Genomic DNA, 17,245 nt, shown 5'->3' with positions numbered 1-17,245 from the left:
CTCGCAATCCTTGACTTTGTCCTTCCCGGCGGCCTTAACCCGACGGAGGTTTCGGCCTTCGGTGCCGACCCGCTGGGGACCGGCAGGGACTGCGTGGGGCACCTGAATTTCCGGCTGCCCAACGATGCCACCGCCCACGTCCACGTGAACTGGCTGAGCCCCACCAAGATCCGGCAAATGGTGATAGGCGGGTCCCTGCGCACCCTGGTGTGGGACGACCTCAATCCCCAGCAGCGGCTGAGCGTCTACGATCGCGGCGTCAGCCTCGACCGGCAGGCCAAATCGGCGGGTGAGAAGAAGACCTCCGCCGTGTCCTACCGGCTGGGGGATACCTGGTCCCCGGCACTTCCGGAACGTGAGGCACTGGGGCAGGTGGTGGAGGAACTGGCCTATTGCATCCACAACAAACGCGAGGCGCGCACAGGCGGTGCGTCCGGACTGCGTGTCCTCTCCGTGTTGGAGGCGGTCACCCGCAGCCTGAGCATGGACGGCCAGGCCGCGCCGGTAGCTGGCTCGGCCGTGCAGCTCGAAGGTGCGCTGTGAGCGAGCTGGAGGGTGCCAACGTCCTGGTGACCGGCGGGGCGGGGACCATCGGCTCAACCCTCGTGGATGCCCTGCTGGTGGCAGGAGTGAACCGTGTCGAAGTGCTGGACAACATGGTCCGCGGCCGGCTGGCCAACCTCGACGGAGCGTTGGAAAGTGGCCAGGTTGAGCTGATCGCGGGGAGCATCAGCAACCGTGACCTGGTGCACGACCTGACAAAGGGCAAGGACCTGGTTTTCCATCAGGCAGCCATCCGGATCACCCAGTGCGCCGAGGAGCCGCGGCTGGCGCTTGAGGTCCTGGTGGACGGGACGTTCAACATCCTGGAAGCCGCGGCCGAGCATCGGGTGGACAAACTGATTGCGGCATCCAGCGCCTCGGTGTACGGCATGGCGGAGGAATTTCCCACCACGGAACGCCACCACCACGCCAACAACGACACGTTCTATGGGGCGGCCAAGTCGTTCAACGAAGGCATGGCCCGCAGTTTCCACGCCACGACGGGCCTGGACTACGTGATGCTGCGCTATTTCAACGTCTACGGTCCCCGGATGGACGTCCACGGGCTGTACACCGAGGTCCTGGTGCGGTGGATGGAAAGGATCATGGACGGCCAGCCGCCGCTGATCTTCGGCGACGGCCTGCAGACCATGGACTTCGTCTACACCTCCGATGTTGCCAGGGCCAACGTGCTGGCAGCCGCCAGCGATGTGAGCCATGGCATTTACAACATCGCCAGCGGTACCGAGACGAGCCTGCTGGAAATGGCCCGCGCGCTGCTCCGCGTCATGGACTCGGACCTGGAAGTTGAGCACGGACCGGCCCGGCTGGTCAACGGCGTGGTCCGCCGGCTGGCTGACACCTCGGCCGCACGGCAGGACCTGGGATTCAAGGCTGAAGTGGAACTGGAAGAGGGACTCCGCGAACTCGTCAGCTGGTGGAAGCCGCTGCGCGACGAGATCGCCGCGACAAGGAAAGTTGGTGCCCGATGAATGCGGAGGCAGTCCTTGCCCGGATCAACGTCATGAAACCTTGGCTCGGTGATGAAGAAGCACAGGCACTGGCCGAGGTTGTTGCCTCCGGCTGGGTGGCGCAAGGGCCGAAGGTCAAGGAGTTCGAGTCTGACTTCAGCGTCTCCCAGGAGGTGCGTCACTCCGTCGCGACCTCCAGCTGTACCACCGCGCTGCACCTGGCCCTGATCGTGGCCGGCATCGGCCCCGGGGACGACGTGGTGGTCCCGTCGCTGTCCTTCATCGCCACCGCCAACGCCGTGACCTACGTCGGGGCGCGTCCGGTGTTCTGCGACGTGGACCCGGCCACCGGCAACGTGACCGCCGAGTCGATCCACGCGGCGCTGACCCTGGACACACGGGCGGTGATTGTGGTTGACCAGGGCGGCGTGCCCGTGGACCTGGACCCCATCCGCGAACTCTGCGACCGGCACGAAATCACCGTGATCGAGGACGCCGCCTGCGGGGTTGGCTCCCAATACAAGGGCCGGCCGGTCGGCACCGGGGCGGACGTGGCTGTTTGGTCGTTCCATCCGCGCAAGGTCCTCACCACCGGCGAAGGCGGGATGCTGACGACGCAGCGGGCGGATTGGGCGGCGCGGGCGCGGACGCTCCGGGAGCATTCCATGAGTGTCTCAGCTACCGACCGGCACGGATCATTGCTGGCCCCGCCGGAGGTCTACCTCGAGATCGGGTTCAACTACCGGATGACAGACCTGCAGGCCGCCGTCGGCATTGTGCAGTTGCGGCGGCTTGCGGCAGTGGTGGAACGGCGCCGGGAAATCGCGGCGGCCTACGTCGCCGGGCTGGCAGGCCTGAAGGGCCTCCGGTTCGTGGCAGATCCGCCGTACGGAACCACTAACTTCCAGTCCTTCTGGGTTGAGGTCCTGCCAGGGTTCCCCGTCAGCCGCGAGGAGTTGCTGGCCCGCCTCGCTGATGCGGGAATCTCTGCGCGGCGGGGAATCATGGCGGCTCACCGCCAGCCGGCCTACCGCTGGCGGGACACCGGCAACGCGGGGCTGCAGCACACTGAGAGGCTGACCGACCGGACACTTATCCTGCCTGTCTTCCACGAGCTGGACGCCGTCAGCATGAACCGCGTGATGAACACGATCCATGCCGCCGCCAACGGGGTGGGCAGGTGAGCGAGCTGATACTGATTGCCGCGAGCGGGCTGGCCCGCGAGGTCCTGGCGATGGTACGCAGCAGCGGCCAGTACGACGTCGTGGGGCTGCTTGATGATGACAAGGAGATGGCAGGCGTCACCGTGGACGGGGCGCCTGTCCTCGGGACCATCGACGACGCACCCAGGTACACCCACGCGTTTGTGCTGGTGTGTCTTGGCTCTGGAAAGTCGCGGGAAGCGGTGGTGGAGCGGCTCAGGGCCATGGGGTTGCATGAGGCGCGGTACGCCACCGCGATCGACCCGTCCGTCCAGTGCCCGGAGGGGTGCCGGGTCGGCCGCGGCAGCATCCTGCTGCGCAACGTGACGCTTACGGCGTCGGTCACCCTGGGCTCACACGTGGTGGCCATGCCGTCTGTAACGTTCACGCACGACGACGACGTGGCGGACTTCGCGACGTTCGCAGCGGGTGTGTCGCTGGGCGGCGGGGTCCGGGTTGGCCGGGCCGCGTACCTCGGCATGAATTCCAGCGTCCGGGAACGGACGTCTGTGGGTGCCTACGCCACAGTGGGCATGGGTGCCGCGGTGCTCAGCAACGTGCCCGACGGCGAGACCTGGGTGGGCGTGCCGGCCCACGAAATCGACCGCGAGACTTTCTCCTTCGGGAACGGGCGATGAGCGCGGCGGTGGAGGTCCGGGCGGACGCCCCCGTACCGCTGCCCGCGCCTGCGGCGCCGCAGGCTGAAGCGGCGAAATGGTGGCCAGACGCATGAGGATTCTTGTCTACCCGCACGAACTGGGCATGGGCGGAAGCCAGATCAACGCCCTCGAACTTGCCGGCGCAGTCCGCGACCTCGGCCATGACGTCTTTGTCTTTGCAACGCGCGGGGTGTTGCTGGACAAGGTTCAGGACCTTCGGCTCCCGTTCATTGAAGCTCCATCCCGCAAGTACGCAGTTGATTTCCGAACTATGCGCATCCTGAATGAAACGGTCCGGGAGCTCAACATCGACCTGGTCCATCCGTACGAGTGGACGTCCATCGTCAATACCGCTTTTGGCCCTGCGCTCCGCTACGGCACGCCTGCCGTGATGACGGTCCTGTCCATGGACGTTCCCGATTTTCTGCCCCGGTACATTCCCATCATTGTGGGCACGCATGGCCTCGCCCGTGATGAAGCAGCGCGACGAGGCCATATTCACGTCATTGAGCCGCCAATCGACACGCAGTTCAACAAAACGGGCGGAATGCACTCCGCCCGCGAACGCCTCGGCCTTGCCGATGAAGACCAAGTCGTCAGTATCGTCGGACGCCTGACCAACGATCTTGGAAAGCTGGACGGAGTTAGATCCGCCATCCGTGTCGCTGACCGCATATCCGATCGCCTGCCCGTCACCCTCCTGGTCGCCGGCAGCGGTGAGGGATCCACGGAAGTGGAGGCCATGGCCAGGGCTGTCAACAGCCGGCACGGTCGGCCGGTTGTCCGCGTGGAAGGTAACGTCCTTGATCCCCGGCCCATCTACGACGCCGCGGACGTGGTACTGGGAATGGGCAGCTCTGCGCTACGGGGAATGGCCTACGCCAAGCCCGTGATAGTCCAAGGTGAATCCGGGTACTGGCGGATCGCCAGCCCCGAGACCGAGCATCAGTTCCTCCACGAGGGATGGTTCGGCAGAGGCGGTCAAGGCGATGCCGACCTCGAACCGGTCCTGGCCACTCTGCTCTCGGACCCCGCACTCCGCACAGCATTGGGGGCATTCGGACGAAGCCTGGTTGAAGAAAGGTTTGGCCTGGCCGGCGCTGCTGACCAGCTTGTTTCCATATACCGGAATCAGATCCAAGCCCCTCCCACCACCATCGCACGGACGCGTTCGCTGGTCCGCTCGGGGTATGAAGTCGCGAAATTCCGCTTTGTTGTCCAACTGCGCGGCAGGTCCACTCCGAGGCCGGCAGCAGGTGGTTAACGTGGAAAAGCCTCAGCCCAGTCTCGTCACGCAGATCGGCCACGGTCTGGCGTGGAGCAGCATCAACAGCCTGCTTCTGAAGCTCGGCACCCTTGCCATTGGCATTGTCCTGGCACGGCTGCTGGCGCCGGAGCAGTTCGGCGTGTTCGCGGTGGCCCTGACAGTCCAGCTTGTCCTTATGTCCTTGGCTGATCTGGGAATGACTGCGGATCTGGTCCGTTCGGCAGATCCAGCCCGGCTGGCCCCAACAGTGGGGACGCTGGGACTGGCGACCGGAGCGATGCTGACGACGACGCTGGCTCTCTCAGCCCAGGGCCTTGCTGACCTGTTAGGCAGCCCGGAGGCCGGGCCAGTCATTCAAGTGATGTCATTTTCGCTTCTCATGGCGGGCGCAGGCGTGGTCCCATACGCTGCCCTCCAGCGACGCTTCGCACAGAAGGAGCTTTTTGGCATTGCGCTGGCTGATTTCACAGTCAGTTCAACCCTTACCCTGATGCTGGTCCTGTCCGGATACGGGGTCATGGGTCTGGCCATCGGACGGCTGGCAGCACAGCTTGTCACGCTCGTGCTGCAGTTTGTCCTCTCGGGCGAGCGAATCCGGTTTGGATTCAACAGGACAGTGGCACCGGGGGTTCTCGCCTTCGGCCTGCCGGTAGCTGGAGCCAACGTGCTGTCGTGGGCCCTCCTCAACGTGGACAACGTAGTCATCTCGCGGCTGGCCGGACCGGTGGCCCTGGGCTTCTACTTCCTCGCGTTTAACGTTTCAAACTGGCCGATGAGCGCCCTTGGGCAGGTTGTGCGTTCCATCTCGATCCCCGCTTTTGCGAGGGTGGCTTCGGGGCGTTCCGATCGAAGCATCGCCGCGGTCATAGGACCGGTGTGGGCAGTGTCGCTGCTGGCAGGGCTGATGCTCGCAGTTCTGTCTGCTCCCCTTGTCGAACTTGTCTACGGCAGCCGGTGGCTTCCCGCCGCCGCCATCCTTGCGTGGCTCGGCATCTTCGGCGCCCTGCGTACCCTGTTTGACCTTTCCGCCTCGTATCTACTGGCCCGGGGTGCGGCGAAGGCAACGCTGATCGTACAGATTGTGTGGATTGCCGGCCTGATTCCAGCTGTTCTCCTGGGGATGCAACTGTCCGGAACAACCGGCGTGGCCGTCGCCCACTTGCTGGCAGCCGTGCTGGTGGTCTGCCCGTCGTACGCGGTGGCACTGCACCACTGCGGTGCAGATCTTCGCTCCCTGGTGACCCGGCTCTGGCCGCCCTTGGCCGCCGCCATTCCTGCCGGTGCTTTGGCGGTGGGAAGCATGAGCCTCACGGCAACCCCATTGACAGCACTAATTGTCGGTGGCGTCTCGGGGACATGCATCTACTCCCTGCTGCTCTTCTCGTGGTTCCGCCGCCAAATCCGCGACACTCTCGCCTTTCTGCCTCGGGGCGACGCACGCCTCGACGTCCCAGACCATCCAGGCCCCAGCCTGGCTGCACCGTCAGGAGGAATGCCATGACCCAGCAACATGTGCCATTAGTTGACCTGTCGCACCAGCAGGCGCAGATCAACGACCTTATCCACGAGGGCTTTAACCGTGTAATTGCGGAATCGAGCTTCATCATGGGTCCGCAGGTCGGCGAATTCGAAGAAGCCTGGGCAAGCTACTGCGGAGTCCCTTTTGCGCTGGGGGTCGGAAACGGAACCGATGCCATTGAAATTGCGCTGCGTGCAGCAGGGGTTGGCCCAGGGCACGAAGTCATTCTTCCCGCCAACTCGTTCGTTGCAACCGCCGGAGCTGTCCAGCGGACGGGGGCAGTCCCCGTGCTCGCGGACTGCGACGAGGACTTCCTGCTGGATCCTGGGGAGGTTTCCGGGAAAGTTACGCCCCGGACCAAGGCTGTGATCGGCGTTCATCTCTACGGGCAGGCCGCCCCGATGGAAACCATTCGGCGTACAGTGCCGGAAGGGATCACACTCGTCGAGGACATGGCTCAGGCCCAGGGAGCGAAGAGGCAGGGCGTCCGAGCAGGCGCTCTGGGTCATGTTGCAGCCACGAGCTTCTATCCAGGTAAGAATCTCGGCGCGTACGGCGATGCAGGTGCCGTGATGAGTAAATCGGAGAAGATCGCTGACCGGGTCCGAAAGCTTCGGAACCACGGCGGCAACGTCCGGTACGAGCACATGGACGTGGGATTCAATTCACGTCTGGACACATTGCAGGCAGTAGTCCTCAATGCCAAGCTGGGCCTCCTGGATCAATGGAACGGTCAGCGCGTCGAGGCTGCGCAACGCTATCAAGAGCTGTTGGGAGACCTTGATGCGGTGAGGCTGCCAAGGGTTGTCCCGGACAATGATCACGTTTTCCACCTCTACGTGGTGCGTGTGCCGGAACGGGACAGGGTACTCCAGGAGCTCAACGCAGTTGGCATTGGAGCTGGAATCCACTATCCGAATCCCATCCATCTATTGCCCGCTTATGCACACCTCGGCCATCAGCGGGGTGCGTTCCCTGTCGCAGAGCGGCTCTCAACCGAGATTATGTCCCTTCCGCTGTATCCCGGAATCACAGCTCACCAGCAGGAACAAGTTGCTGCAGCCCTTCGCCAGGCCCTGGGGAGATGACCTCAGTGCAGAAGACCGCAGAAAGGGCTGAAAGGCGTTTCAAGGTAAAGCCGATGCTTACTCAGTCGAGTATCCCGACTGTATCGGTGGTCATCTCCTGCTTCAATTACGCCCGGTATCTTCCGCAGGCGGTGCAGAGCTGCATCGGGCAGCAGGGGGTAAGCGTGGACGTGATCATCGTGGATGATGCTTCCACGGACGACAGCCTTGCGGTTGCCCGGACGCTCGCCAAAGAGCATCCCAACGTTTCCGTCCTCAGCCACTCGGAGAATGCCGGCCCTGTGCGGGCATTCAACAACGGTGCCCGGACTGCTACGGGTGAGTTTTTGGTGCGCCTCGATGCGGACGATTTGCTGACGCCAGGCTCGCTCAAGCGCGCAACGCTGGTTGCCCAATCCTTCCCGTCCGTGGGACTCGTCTACGGGCATCCCCTTCATTTTTCCGGACAACCGCTCCCCAAGCCCCGGCTCGATGCTACTGCATGGACCATTTGGCCGGGCCTTGAGTGGCTGACCGACCGTTGCCGGACGGGTAAAAATGTCATCACGTCACCGGAAGTACTCATGCGCCGCTCCCTATTGGACGATTTGGGCTACCTCGCTCCGCTGGCGCACAGTCACGACATGGAACTGTGGCTGCGACTTTCGGCTTTCTCGGACGTCGCATACATTCACGGGGCAGACCAGGCCTGGCACCGGGAGCACGTAGCAAGCCTGTCGGCGAAATCAGTGAACGAACTTGTTGACCTTCGAGAGCGGGTTGCAGCTTTTGATGTTCTCTTTGCAGGTCCGGTGGCCGGCAGACTCGAAGCTAACGAACTCTTCGCCACAGCGAAAAAGACGCTGGCGAAGGAAGCCGTGAGGACCGCCCGACATGAACACGACATTGGCGCTCACGACGGGCCGTTCTATGCATATTGCCTGGAGCTCGCGAGGACTCTGGATCCGGGGATCGTCCATACCCATCTATGGAGCAGGCTCAATCGTTTGTCCACAGACCAGCCCATCTCTCCCTCGCTGCGGATAGGTTCGCTTGTCTCGCGCCTATACGGGCGAATCAGATCAGAACTGCAATGGCGCCGTTGGCACCGGAAGGGCGTCTACTGAAATGCAATCAGCATTTATCCTCACCGTGATGCCGTGTTCCCCGCGGGATCTGATCTGATGACTGTCCCTAGCGTGTGGGAGGTTGTCCGGAGAACCCGCGCCACCGGTCCGCGGGACGTCAGCCGTCGCGTTGCACGTCGCCTGGCCGGAAGCCTCACTGCCAAGTTTGACACTGCCGAGTTGGACTTCCCATTGCTGGCGCAGGATATTGCAGATTCCACAAGGCTGTTGTTGGAACCTCCGCTAACCGCAGTCGGGCCAGCGAGGGAGCTGGAATTGGCCGTGCTCTGCACACCTCCCGGACCGGGTTCCGGGGGGCACACGACACTCTTTCGGATGGTGTCTGGCCTGGAAGAACGTGGTCATAGGTGCGCGTTGCTTCTGTATGACCGCCACGGTTCCAATCTGGACGAAGCTACGGCGATTATTCGGCGGCATTGGCCAAAGGTACGCGCCGAAGTCCGTCCTGTACCACCTATCCTCGAGGGCTACGACGGGTGTATCGCAAGCTCTTGGGAGACTGCCCATGTGTTGGCTACGCGCGGGCGCACAGCAATGCACCGCTTCTACTTCATACAAGACTTCGAACCTTACTTCTACCCCCGGGGGAGCCTGTATAGCCTTGCGGAGGACACCTACCGATTCGGCTTGCGCAACATCGCTTTGGGTCACATGGTCGCATCAGCAATCCGTGACAACGTTGGCATTGACTCCGCTTTGGTGCCTTTCGGCTGTGACACCGAGGTGTATAGCCTTCGTAATCTGGGTAAGCGCCGAGGAGTGGTCTTCTACGCCCGGCAGACGGTGGACCGGCGAGGATTCCTGCTTGGCAAACTGGCACTGGAGGAATTCCACCAGAGACATCCTGAGCAGCCGGTCCACATCTATGGGGACCCTGTAACCCGATGGGATGTTCCCCACACCCACCACGGAAAACTTTCCCCCGATGACCTGAGTACGTTGTACAACTCCTGCCTGGCAGGACTGGCCATGTCCTTCACCAACATCTCACTCGTAGCCGAGGAAATGCTCGCCTGCGGAATGAGTCCTGTAGTCAACGACCACCCCTTCGCCCGAAGTGACCTGCCCGCCCAAGGAGTCATCTGGGCACAAGCAACTCCCGGAGCACTGGCTGATGCAATGTCTCGGGCAGTCGAACAGCCGCGATCCTCACGGCAGACCATTACCTTTGCCGGTGCCGCACGGAAGGGCTGGGCGACCACCCAAGAAGGGGTGGCCCGAATCATTGAGGCCGAGGTGGCAGGCCCATTTCGGGGCCCGCGTTCCACAGACAACTTTTTGGTAGGTGAATGATGAAGAGCATCGCCATCCTCACACCGTCATATCTCCCGGACCTTCAAAGCTTCGTTCGCCTGCATGAATCAGTCCTCAGATGCACGGAAGTAGAGACCAGGCACCATGTCATAGTGCCCAGGCGGGACCTGAAGGCATTCCGTGAGATCCGGTCACCGCGGCTGCAGGTGTGGGCAGAGTCGGACTTCCTTCCAGCCAGCTTCCGACCAACCGATCGGCTGGCTGCCCTTCGACGGCGACTCCCGATACTTCCGTCAACGATAAATTGCAGCGCCATCAACCTCCACAGGCCGTGGCCCCCCGTGCGCGGTTGGATACTTCAACAGATACTCAAGTTGTCAGCGGCCACTGAACTGCAGAGCGACGCGGTCGTTATCATCGATTCCGACGTTATCCTGTTACGCCCTATGCCGGCAGCCACTTACTTTCAGGATGATACGGTCCGCCTCTATGAAAAGCCTGGTGCTGTTACCTCCGACCTCGAGCGACACACACGGTGGACCCGGACCGCTTACGACTTGCTCGGAATCCCCTGGCAGGGCGAGTCGAGCTTTCCCGACTATGTCGGGGGCATCGTGTCCTGGGATCCCAACGTGGTTCGTGCCTGCCGCCAAAGGATTGAGTTCGTCACGGAATCCGATTGGGCCACCGCAGTAGCAGGATGCCTGCACTTCAGCGAGTTCATACTTTACGGAACGTACCTGCGGCATTTCGGAACGGAGGGCCAACTCTCGTTCCGTGGATCTTCGACGTTGTGTCATAGCTACTGGTCGCCCTCACCACTCGTAGGGCGCGGGGCGGACTCTTTCCTCTCCGCCTATGATCCTCGTGATCTCGCAGTGCATGTCCAGTCGAACTCCGGGACACCGCAGGACGTTATTGACCGTATAGTGGCGGAGCTCGTCAGTCGGCGTGCATCATGACTTTCCAACGGGCACTGGACAGTGACGCTCCTGGGCCTCCCGCCGTCCTGAAGGTCCTTATAGTCTCAATACTCGTCCTCCCCTCGTATATGGTCATTCCGGCCTTCGGGGCGAGTGGCAGCGTTGGGCAACTGCTCGCCGTCGCGGTGTTCTTGCTCTGGCTGGTCTCCTCGGGGTTTGGCCTGCACGACCCCCTCCCGCACGGACATCCAGGCCGCGCTGCCCTGCTCTTCTGGATCATCGCCTCGTGCGCAAGCTATGCGGCCATGTTCGCAGGGTTTAGCGGGGGTAATGACGACATTCAGCGTGCAGCTGCGGATCGATGGCTCATTTTGATAGTCGCCGGCGCCGGCGTAACTGCCCTGACCACCGAGACACTCAAAACCATCGACGGCGTGAAGTCGGTTGTTCGTTGGGCGATGGGCGGTGCGGTCTTTTGCTGCGTGGTCGCGATCATTCAGTTCACGCTAAGGGTCAACCCCATGGAGTGGATCGCCAGCATGATGGTCGGGTTCCAGGACAATGGCTCTGGCACGGCGTTCCAAAGCCGCGAGGCCTTCATGCGCGTTGCGGGAACGACCATGCATCCGATTGAACTCAGCGTCGTTTGCTCGATGCTGCTTCCCTTGTCGATCTGGTGGGGGCTGTTCGATGAACGAGCGCGCCTCTGGTTGCGCTTCGCCGTGCCACTTCTTCTCTTCGCCGGGAATGTCATCACGGTGTCACGTACCGGTCTTATCGGTCTGGCGATCGCGGCTGCAGTGATCATTCCGTATTTGCCGAAGCTTGCAAGGCAATGGGCTTTCGTGGCCGTGCCGGCGGGAGCGACAGCCCTGTTTCTTTTCGTCCCGGGAATGGTGACCACGTTCTTTTCCTCGGCAACGGCTGGGTCATCCGATTCCTCCATCACTTACCGTACGGACGACTACCCCCTGGCTTGGCAGCTTTTCTTCGAGCGACCCTGGCTGGGACTCGGCCCGGGGACGTGGATACCCACCGATGCAAAGAACATATTCGATAATCAATACCTGCTCACCGTAGCGACCATGGGCGGAATTGGTTTAGCGGCCTTGCTTGCGTACTTCTTGGCGCCATTGTTCGCCGCCCTTACCGCCGCTCACCATGCGGACATCCAAGAGATCCGCGTACTCGGCGGTGCGGTGGGAGCGGCCATGCTTATTGCCGCGGTTTCCGCAGGAACCTTCGATGCCATGTCCTTTCAGACGTTCGCGTTAATTTGCCCGTTCTTTGTGGGGCTCAGCGGGGTCGTCTGGATCCTGGTCAAAAACCAACTATCCGCGCCTCCGCCGGCGGGATCGTCGCCCTCACGGGCAAAAGTGAAAGGTAAGGAAGAACCATGGACCCGTTAACAGTCCTGGCCACTGTCTGGCGCCATAAATGGGTGGCCTTGCCCGTGATCGTCCTGACATGTGTGGCATGCGTCTACGTGTACCTGTTTGCGCCACGAACCTACGAAGCATCAGTATCATATGCGCTGGCCGCACCTGACACGCCCACTGCCATGGAATTGGAGCAAGACTCGGCGCTGGCGAAGTTAAACTCGGATAATCCCTACCTGAGAAGCAACGACAGTTCCTTGTTGGCGCAGGTGGTGATCACCAAACTCACCGATCCAGCGTACGTCGACCAACTCAAGGAAGCCGGGTTCGCGACTAACTACAAGATTGCCCCTGTTGCCAGCCTCGGCATGGGCTTGGTCACGGTCAGCGCTTCCTCTGACGTGGAAACCGAGGCCGTAGCGACGGCCAAACTGGTAGGCGATCAATTCACATCCACCCTGAACTCTGTTCAGAAGATCAATGGCGCAGATGATCGTTACCTCTATACCACCATCCTTGTTCGCGGCCCTGGTCCTGCAAAGGAACTGTTCTCCAATCGGCTGCGCTCCCTCATCATGGTCGGAATCGCCGGCAGCGTCCTACTGTTCGGCGCTGTCTCGGTGGCGCGGTCGGTGAAGATAAGGCGTCAAGGTCGGCGTCCGGATAATCCATCAGGAGAAACGGCCGCTTCCGGGCCCGGTGAGGCACCTGCGCGCGGCAAGCCCGACCCTGAGCCCGAACCTGACCGCACTCTTCAGCCCATGTCACGCCGTTCGACGCGGAAGAGCCAAGCCAGTCCGCCGGTAGAACCAAGCGTTGTTCCGGCTCCAGCAATCGTTAGCGGAGCGGGCGCGGCTGATGGGGCCCGGTCGGGCGAAGCTAGTGAGTTAGTTTCATTTCGCGAAGACGCGCGTGTCAGGTGACGCGTTCTCAGGGGCTATCGGGGAGCAAGATAATGCGAACACGACGAAACCATATTGAACTTATTGTTGCTTTGGCTGTTACGGCAGTCCTCGTTTCTGGCTGCCTGGGGAGTGGTGCTAACGAGCCCGGCAAACTTGCAACTGAAAGAAACGAAGCTGCCGGTCCACGAACATTGCGCCCCATAGACGGGGGTCCGGGCTACTATGGCCAGTTCGACAATCCCTTGCCAACCGCGGCTGATTACTTTCCTACAGGGGTCTGGCTGGAGAGCGTGAAATCCCGGGAGGAAATCAACGTAGACAAGGCCGTCGGAATCAACCTCTACGTTGATCTCACCGCTGACTCGAATCTCGAAATACTGGGCCAGGACGATCCGCATGTCTTGTCGAGCTATCCCTCCGATAAAGACAACGGGGCTGTGCTGGCCGATGAGCCTGATATGTGGGCTGGCCCAGGTGACGCTTTATGGACCGGCAACTGGCCGGGTCAGGGGCCCGCCTGCACTCCCGATGGCACCAAATGTGGATATACCCTGCAGCGCCAGCTTTCAGATGCAGTGGACAGTTCCAAGATGACTTACGCAAACTATGGCAAGGGCGTCACATTTTGGGAGTCGGACGATGAAGCTGCCGTCTTCGTCAATGAATTCCAGGACGTCGTGTCTGCCGACAACTATTGGTTCACCGATCCCAACATTTGCGGGCAGAGTGAAGGCGGCGCGCTGCTCGAAGGGGATCGGGGCTTGGCAGAAAATGAATGCAGGCTCGCAGCGAATTACGGCTGGACTGTTGACCGGGTTCGATCCCTTGTGCGGCCGGCAGGCACCAAACCTGTCTGGGCGTTTATCGAAGTTGGCCAACCGTTCGAAAATTCCATCGAACCGGTGACAAGCGCACAAATTCGTGCGGCGGTTTGGAGCAGTATCATTCACGGGGCAAGGGGAATTGTTTACTTTAACCACAGCTTCGGCGGGGACTGTCGGTCGTTTCACGTACTTCGGGATCCGTGTGGTGAAAAGGTCAGGACGGCGGTCGGTGAATTGAATCGCCAATTGGCTGGGCTTGCACCCGTACTAAATGCGCCCTTCCTCGATGATGCCGTGACACACACGGATGATGTCGACACCGCCGTCAAAGTCCATGATGGCTCTCTCTTCATATTCGCTGGCTCCGCACAAGCATCCGGCCACGAGACACTCTTTGAACTGCCGTGCCTGGCAAAGGGCGGAGGGACCGTCAGTGTGGTTGACGAAGACCGAACGATCATGATGGAGAAAGGATCGTTCCAGGATTCCTTTGAAGACGGAAACTCTGTCCATATATACAAGATCGAAGGAGCCGCAGGGCTTTGCATGCCCTAGCTGGCTTATAGGTCGCGTCAGGGTGTGTGCAGGCGTCGGTGGCGGACGCACTGTGTGGGCAGCGGCGGCGGACGTATATGACGGCTGGCGGTTTGATGGCAGGATCGGAGCACTGTTCCGGGTGGCGCCCACGATGACTTATCCGACCACAGGTAATCCGCCCATCATCTGGCGTCGCTCATCTGCCGTCATTCCAAGAGCATAACCAGCACGTGTGCCGCTGAACGCCGGCCTGTGCGACATGCCGCATGTATTGCTTCAGCCTCGGCTGGAGTCGTCGCGCTCCCAAACGTCGCGGTGACGCGGAGACAAGCGTCCTAGCAGCGCAAAGGCTGTATAGGCGGCCGCATCAATAGCGGAGAAGGGTCCGTGAACGGTCCTGGTGAGTTCGCGCACCGTCTGGCGCGTGTGCGACCCTTCCATCCCGCGCAATTCCGCATTGCCGCGGTACACCCTTTTCAGGGTGGCCAGCAGCGCCCTCGCCGATCGCGGCGTCCTGACTGTCACAGGGGCGCCTTCAAGGATCGCTTTCTCCGTCTCGCTAAAGAGCCGGTCTATGAAGCAGTCATCGGCCGTCACGGCTGGAAAATGTCCAAGTTTGTCATGGCCGGCCCGATTGAGGCCGTAGACACCTGCACCCCATATCGATTGCGAAGTCAGCGGCAGGCGCTGCCGCGCACGGTAATATGCGCGAACGGGCCAGGTCGCGCCGTCGGTGTCATAGACGAAGGTAGGCCTGGCGCATAGTACGGTGCCGCCGCGGGACAACAGTTCGAGGGTGGTGTACAACGCTTCGACGGGTAGCTCGACGTCGGCATCCAGATAAAGCCTGGGCCACCGGGTGGCAGCTGCGTCTCCCGCGTTCAGGGCTGCGACCTTGGATGCCTCCGGCACGTCAATGACATGGACGCCAGGGAATGAGCGTGCAATGGCTGCTGTCGCGTCCTCGCAACCGTTACAGGCAACGATGACTTCCAGCGCACCCGCGGCAACAGAGCCCGAAAGCCCTTCAAGGGTCCGGCGGATCACCGAGGCCTCGTTATGGGCGGGGATGATCACCGCACCCGTTGGAATGCGGCTGTGACAGTCGGCGGGTTCCTCATAGCGGGCGGCGTGCGGAAGCCGGTCCCAACGCTTCTCGCGGGCCATGGCGGCGAGGATTTCCCCGCCGTGTGGCAACGGCGTGCGCAGCAGCGCAGAGAGCAGCACGGCTGCCCGGAATGCACGGGCGTAGCCCATTGGTCGGAACTTGCGGATGTACCTGATCCTGTTGGCGGCCAAAAGCGCGTCCAACGCGGGAGAAGATCCTGACGCTCCCCGGCAGTGGACCATGCGGGCATGGGGCTCAAACCATACTTCAGAGCCCGTTGCGCGCACTCGGTGGAGAAAGTCCGTTTCCTCCGAGTAGAGGAAGTACTCTTCGTCCCAGTTGCCCACCTTCTCCGCGACATCTGCCCTAATCAGCAGAGCGGCCCCTGTTGCCCAATCCACCTTGTGCGGGTGGGCATAACTTTCGGTGTCGAAGTCAATCTCGGACATCCACCCTGGACGCCCAGGCAGCTTGCTCCCCATGACGGCGTCGCCAATTGCCCGGGATACGCTGGGCTCCCGCCGCAGCGACGGGTACACGGTTCCGTCGTCGTCGAGTAATAGTGGAACCACCACGCCCGCTCCGGAGGAAGACATTCGTCCCCTAAGCGCAGCGACCGAGCCAGGTCGAACCCGCATGTCGGGATTGAGCACGAGGTACGCATCTGCCGTGCCCGCCTCGGTCATGGCCGCGTTGATGGCGCCGGCGTAACCCAGGTTTCCGCCAGTGGGGAACGCAAAAACATCAGTCTCGTCGGCCAGCATCCGCAGTGTCGCTGGTGTCGGTGAGTTGTCGGCCACAATCACCTTTATGGACTGGTCTGTGGTTTCTGTCCGCAGGCTCTTAAGCAGCCCGGGAATGTCTTTTTCGCTGTTGTAGGTCACAACAAGCACAGCGACATCGGTATGTTGCGAAACAGGTAGGAAGCTTCCACTGGTTCCAGGAGCTGCGCGAACCCCTGCTTTGAAGGGCCCCGCTGCCGCGATAGGGATGCTGGCATTGCCGTCACTGCGAACGGCTCCGCTGAACCGCCGGAGCCTGACGTAGGCCTCGGGACCATCCACAAGGTAGCGGTTAGCAAGGCGGCGGGGCTCGAGAGCCAGCCTCCACGCCCATTCCATGCCCAGGCGGCGCACAGTGCTTGGTGCCCTCCGGACCCTTCCAGCGAGGAAATCCACAACCGCGCCAAAGGCGAGCATCACCTTGGCACCGGTCAAGTGTCCATATTCAGAGATCCAAAGCTCCTGGCGGGGCTTGCCGAGGCAGACCACCAGGATGTCAGGCCCTGATTCCCGAATCTCGGCTGCCAAGGCTTCCGAGGCCTCGGCATCCGAGAGGGAACTGCGCTCCGGTGCCCACCAGCCGGCTACCTTCAGTTCATGATGAGCGGTCGCGAACCTATCCCTAATCTGTGCATGCACTTCCGGTGTCCCACCCACGAAGCCAACGGTGAGTCCCTTGGCTTCTGCTACGTCAAGGACCGGCCAGATGAGGTCACTGCCAGCAAGCCGGGGCCATGGCCGTCCCGTGATGTTTTCCGCCTGGGTCACCAACGGAGCACCATCGAGGAGCGTCAACCATTCAACCGACGTTTGGCGTTCCAGGGTGTCCTCCCACCGGCTGCCCTGACCAAAGTGCTTTATATGGTCGAGGTTGGCCGAAGCAATGCCGAGGGGCCGTAATCCTTCGTTGACTGCCCTCTCAATGATCAGGTCCACGGCTTCATCGAACTCCAGGAGCTTAACTGGGACGCCCCCAAGCGTCACCCCCTCACCGGCGCCACGCCGTGCTTCACGTTCGTCGGTCTGGCGGGTCAGAGCCGGACGCTGGCGCACCGGCCGCAGCAATGCCGCGTGCTGGAGTCCCCGGAGGGAACCTGACAGGGTCATGTTGCTTCGCCTTTCGTTGGGACTGGGCTAAGAAACGGTGATGCAGTCCG

Annotated in this window: 13 protein-coding genes and 2 pseudogenes; 14 read left to right on the top strand and 1 reads right to left on the bottom strand. The window is 61.8% G+C overall.

Translation table 11 applies throughout. The features are described from left to right. The 14 genes and pseudogenes from AU175_RS11190 to AU175_RS11130 all read left to right on the top strand — a co-directional run. Window positions 1-543: pseudogene (locus tag AU175_RS11190) on the top strand (gfo/Idh/MocA family oxidoreductase); the annotation flags it as partial. After that, a complete protein-coding gene (locus tag AU175_RS11185) occupies window positions 540-1,535 on the top strand; it encodes an NAD-dependent epimerase/dehydratase family protein (RefSeq protein WP_066288667.1) in 996 nt (331 codons plus the stop codon). The pseudogene AU175_RS11190 and the gene AU175_RS11185, both read left to right, overlap by 4 nt. Continuing rightward, a complete protein-coding gene (locus AU175_RS11180; RefSeq protein ID WP_066288664.1) occupies window positions 1,532-2,698 on the top strand; it encodes a DegT/DnrJ/EryC1/StrS family aminotransferase in 1,167 nt (388 codons plus the stop codon). Before AU175_RS11185 ends, AU175_RS11180 begins: the two co-directional genes overlap by 4 nt. Beyond that, window positions 2,695-3,354, top strand: coding sequence for an acetyltransferase (locus AU175_RS11175; RefSeq protein WP_066288663.1), 660 nt, complete (start codon window positions 2,695-2,697; stop codon window positions 3,352-3,354). The genes AU175_RS11180 and AU175_RS11175 overlap by 4 nt, the downstream gene beginning before the upstream one ends. Before the next feature lie 91 nt (window positions 3,355-3,445). Beyond that, window positions 3,446-4,639, top strand: coding sequence for a glycosyltransferase (locus tag AU175_RS11170; protein WP_082979225.1), 1,194 nt, complete (start codon window positions 3,446-3,448; stop codon window positions 4,637-4,639). 1 nt (window position 4,640) lies between these two features. After that, window positions 4,641-6,143 carry a lipopolysaccharide biosynthesis protein gene (locus tag AU175_RS11165; protein ID WP_066288656.1) on the top strand — a complete coding sequence of 501 codons (1,503 nt, stop codon included), beginning with the start codon at window positions 4,641-4,643 and terminating at the stop codon, window positions 6,141-6,143. Beyond that, entirely contained in the window at window positions 6,140-7,249 is a 1,110-nt protein-coding gene (locus AU175_RS11160) for a DegT/DnrJ/EryC1/StrS family aminotransferase (RefSeq protein ID WP_066288651.1), read from the top strand. The genes AU175_RS11165 and AU175_RS11160 overlap by 4 nt, the downstream gene beginning before the upstream one ends. Window positions 7,250-7,254: 5 nt before the next feature. Continuing rightward, complete coding sequence (locus tag AU175_RS11155; RefSeq protein WP_197497081.1) at window positions 7,255-8,355, top strand: glycosyltransferase family 2 protein; 1,101 nt, start codon at window positions 7,255-7,257, stop codon at window positions 8,353-8,355. A gap of 57 nt (window positions 8,356-8,412) precedes the next feature. After that, window positions 8,413-9,009, top strand: a pseudogene (locus AU175_RS22615) (glycosyltransferase family 1 protein); the annotation flags it as partial. Window positions 9,010-9,027: 18 nt separating this feature from the next. Then, window positions 9,028-9,669 (top strand): rhamnosyltransferase WsaF family glycosyltransferase, encoded by a 642-nt coding sequence (locus tag AU175_RS22385; RefSeq protein ID WP_231938530.1) that lies wholly within the window; start codon window positions 9,028-9,030, stop codon window positions 9,667-9,669. Beyond that, window positions 9,666-10,592 (top strand): DUF6492 family protein, encoded by a 927-nt coding sequence (locus tag AU175_RS22795; RefSeq protein WP_066288646.1) that lies wholly within the window; start codon window positions 9,666-9,668, stop codon window positions 10,590-10,592. Before AU175_RS22385 ends, AU175_RS22795 begins: the two co-directional genes overlap by 4 nt. A gap of 89 nt (window positions 10,593-10,681) precedes the next feature. Next, the gene (locus AU175_RS11140) at window positions 10,682-11,962 is read left to right on the top strand and encodes an O-antigen ligase family protein (RefSeq protein WP_231938529.1); all 1,281 of its coding nucleotides are present in this window, start codon (window positions 10,682-10,684) and stop codon (window positions 11,960-11,962) included. Next, on the top strand, window positions 11,950-12,855 hold the full coding sequence (locus AU175_RS11135; protein ID WP_066288642.1) for a hypothetical protein: 906 nt from the start codon (window positions 11,950-11,952) through the stop codon (window positions 12,853-12,855). Before AU175_RS11140 ends, AU175_RS11135 begins: the two co-directional genes overlap by 13 nt. A 32-nt stretch (window positions 12,856-12,887) precedes the next feature. Beyond that, window positions 12,888-14,216: a hypothetical protein gene (locus tag AU175_RS11130; protein ID WP_066288636.1), complete on the top strand. Its 1,329-nt coding sequence runs from the start codon at window positions 12,888-12,890 to the stop codon at window positions 14,214-14,216. A 258-nt stretch (window positions 14,217-14,474) separates the two neighbouring features. Here the strand turns inward: AU175_RS11130 and AU175_RS21375 are convergent, their stop codons facing one another. Then, on the bottom strand, window positions 14,475-17,195 hold the full coding sequence (locus AU175_RS21375) for a WecB/TagA/CpsF family glycosyltransferase (RefSeq protein WP_082979119.1): 2,721 nt from the start codon (window positions 17,193-17,195) through the stop codon (window positions 14,475-14,477). Between the last annotated feature and the right edge of the window lie 50 nt (window positions 17,196-17,245).

The sequence above is a fragment of the Arthrobacter sp. B6 genome (assembly GCF_001663775.1).
Taxonomy (GTDB): Bacteria; Actinomycetota; Actinomycetes; order Actinomycetales; family Micrococcaceae; genus Arthrobacter.
This window is presented reverse-complemented; position numbering and strand designations above follow the sequence as displayed.

Coding starts and splice junctions, on each gene's coding strand:
- AU175_RS11180 (WP_066288664.1), top strand. CDS start 1,532: ATGAATGCGGAGGCAGTCCTTGCCCGGATCAACGTCATGAAACCTTGG.
- AU175_RS11170 (WP_082979225.1), top strand. CDS start 3,446: ATGAGGATTCTTGTCTACCCGCACGAACTGGGCATGGGCGGAAGCCAG.
- AU175_RS11160 (WP_066288651.1), top strand. CDS start 6,140: ATGACCCAGCAACATGTGCCATTAGTTGACCTGTCGCACCAGCAGGCG.
- AU175_RS22385 (WP_231938530.1), top strand. CDS start 9,028: ATGGTCGCATCAGCAATCCGTGACAACGTTGGCATTGACTCCGCTTTG.
- AU175_RS22795 (WP_066288646.1), top strand. CDS start 9,666: ATGATGAAGAGCATCGCCATCCTCACACCGTCATATCTCCCGGACCTT.
- AU175_RS11140 (WP_231938529.1), top strand. CDS start 10,682: ATGGTCATTCCGGCCTTCGGGGCGAGTGGCAGCGTTGGGCAACTGCTC.
- AU175_RS11135 (WP_066288642.1), top strand. CDS start 11,950: ATGGACCCGTTAACAGTCCTGGCCACTGTCTGGCGCCATAAATGGGTG.
- AU175_RS11130 (WP_066288636.1), top strand. CDS start 12,888: ATGCGAACACGACGAAACCATATTGAACTTATTGTTGCTTTGGCTGTT.
- AU175_RS21375 (WP_082979119.1), bottom strand. CDS start 17,195: ATGACCCTGTCAGGTTCCCTCCGGGGACTCCAGCACGCGGCATTGCTG.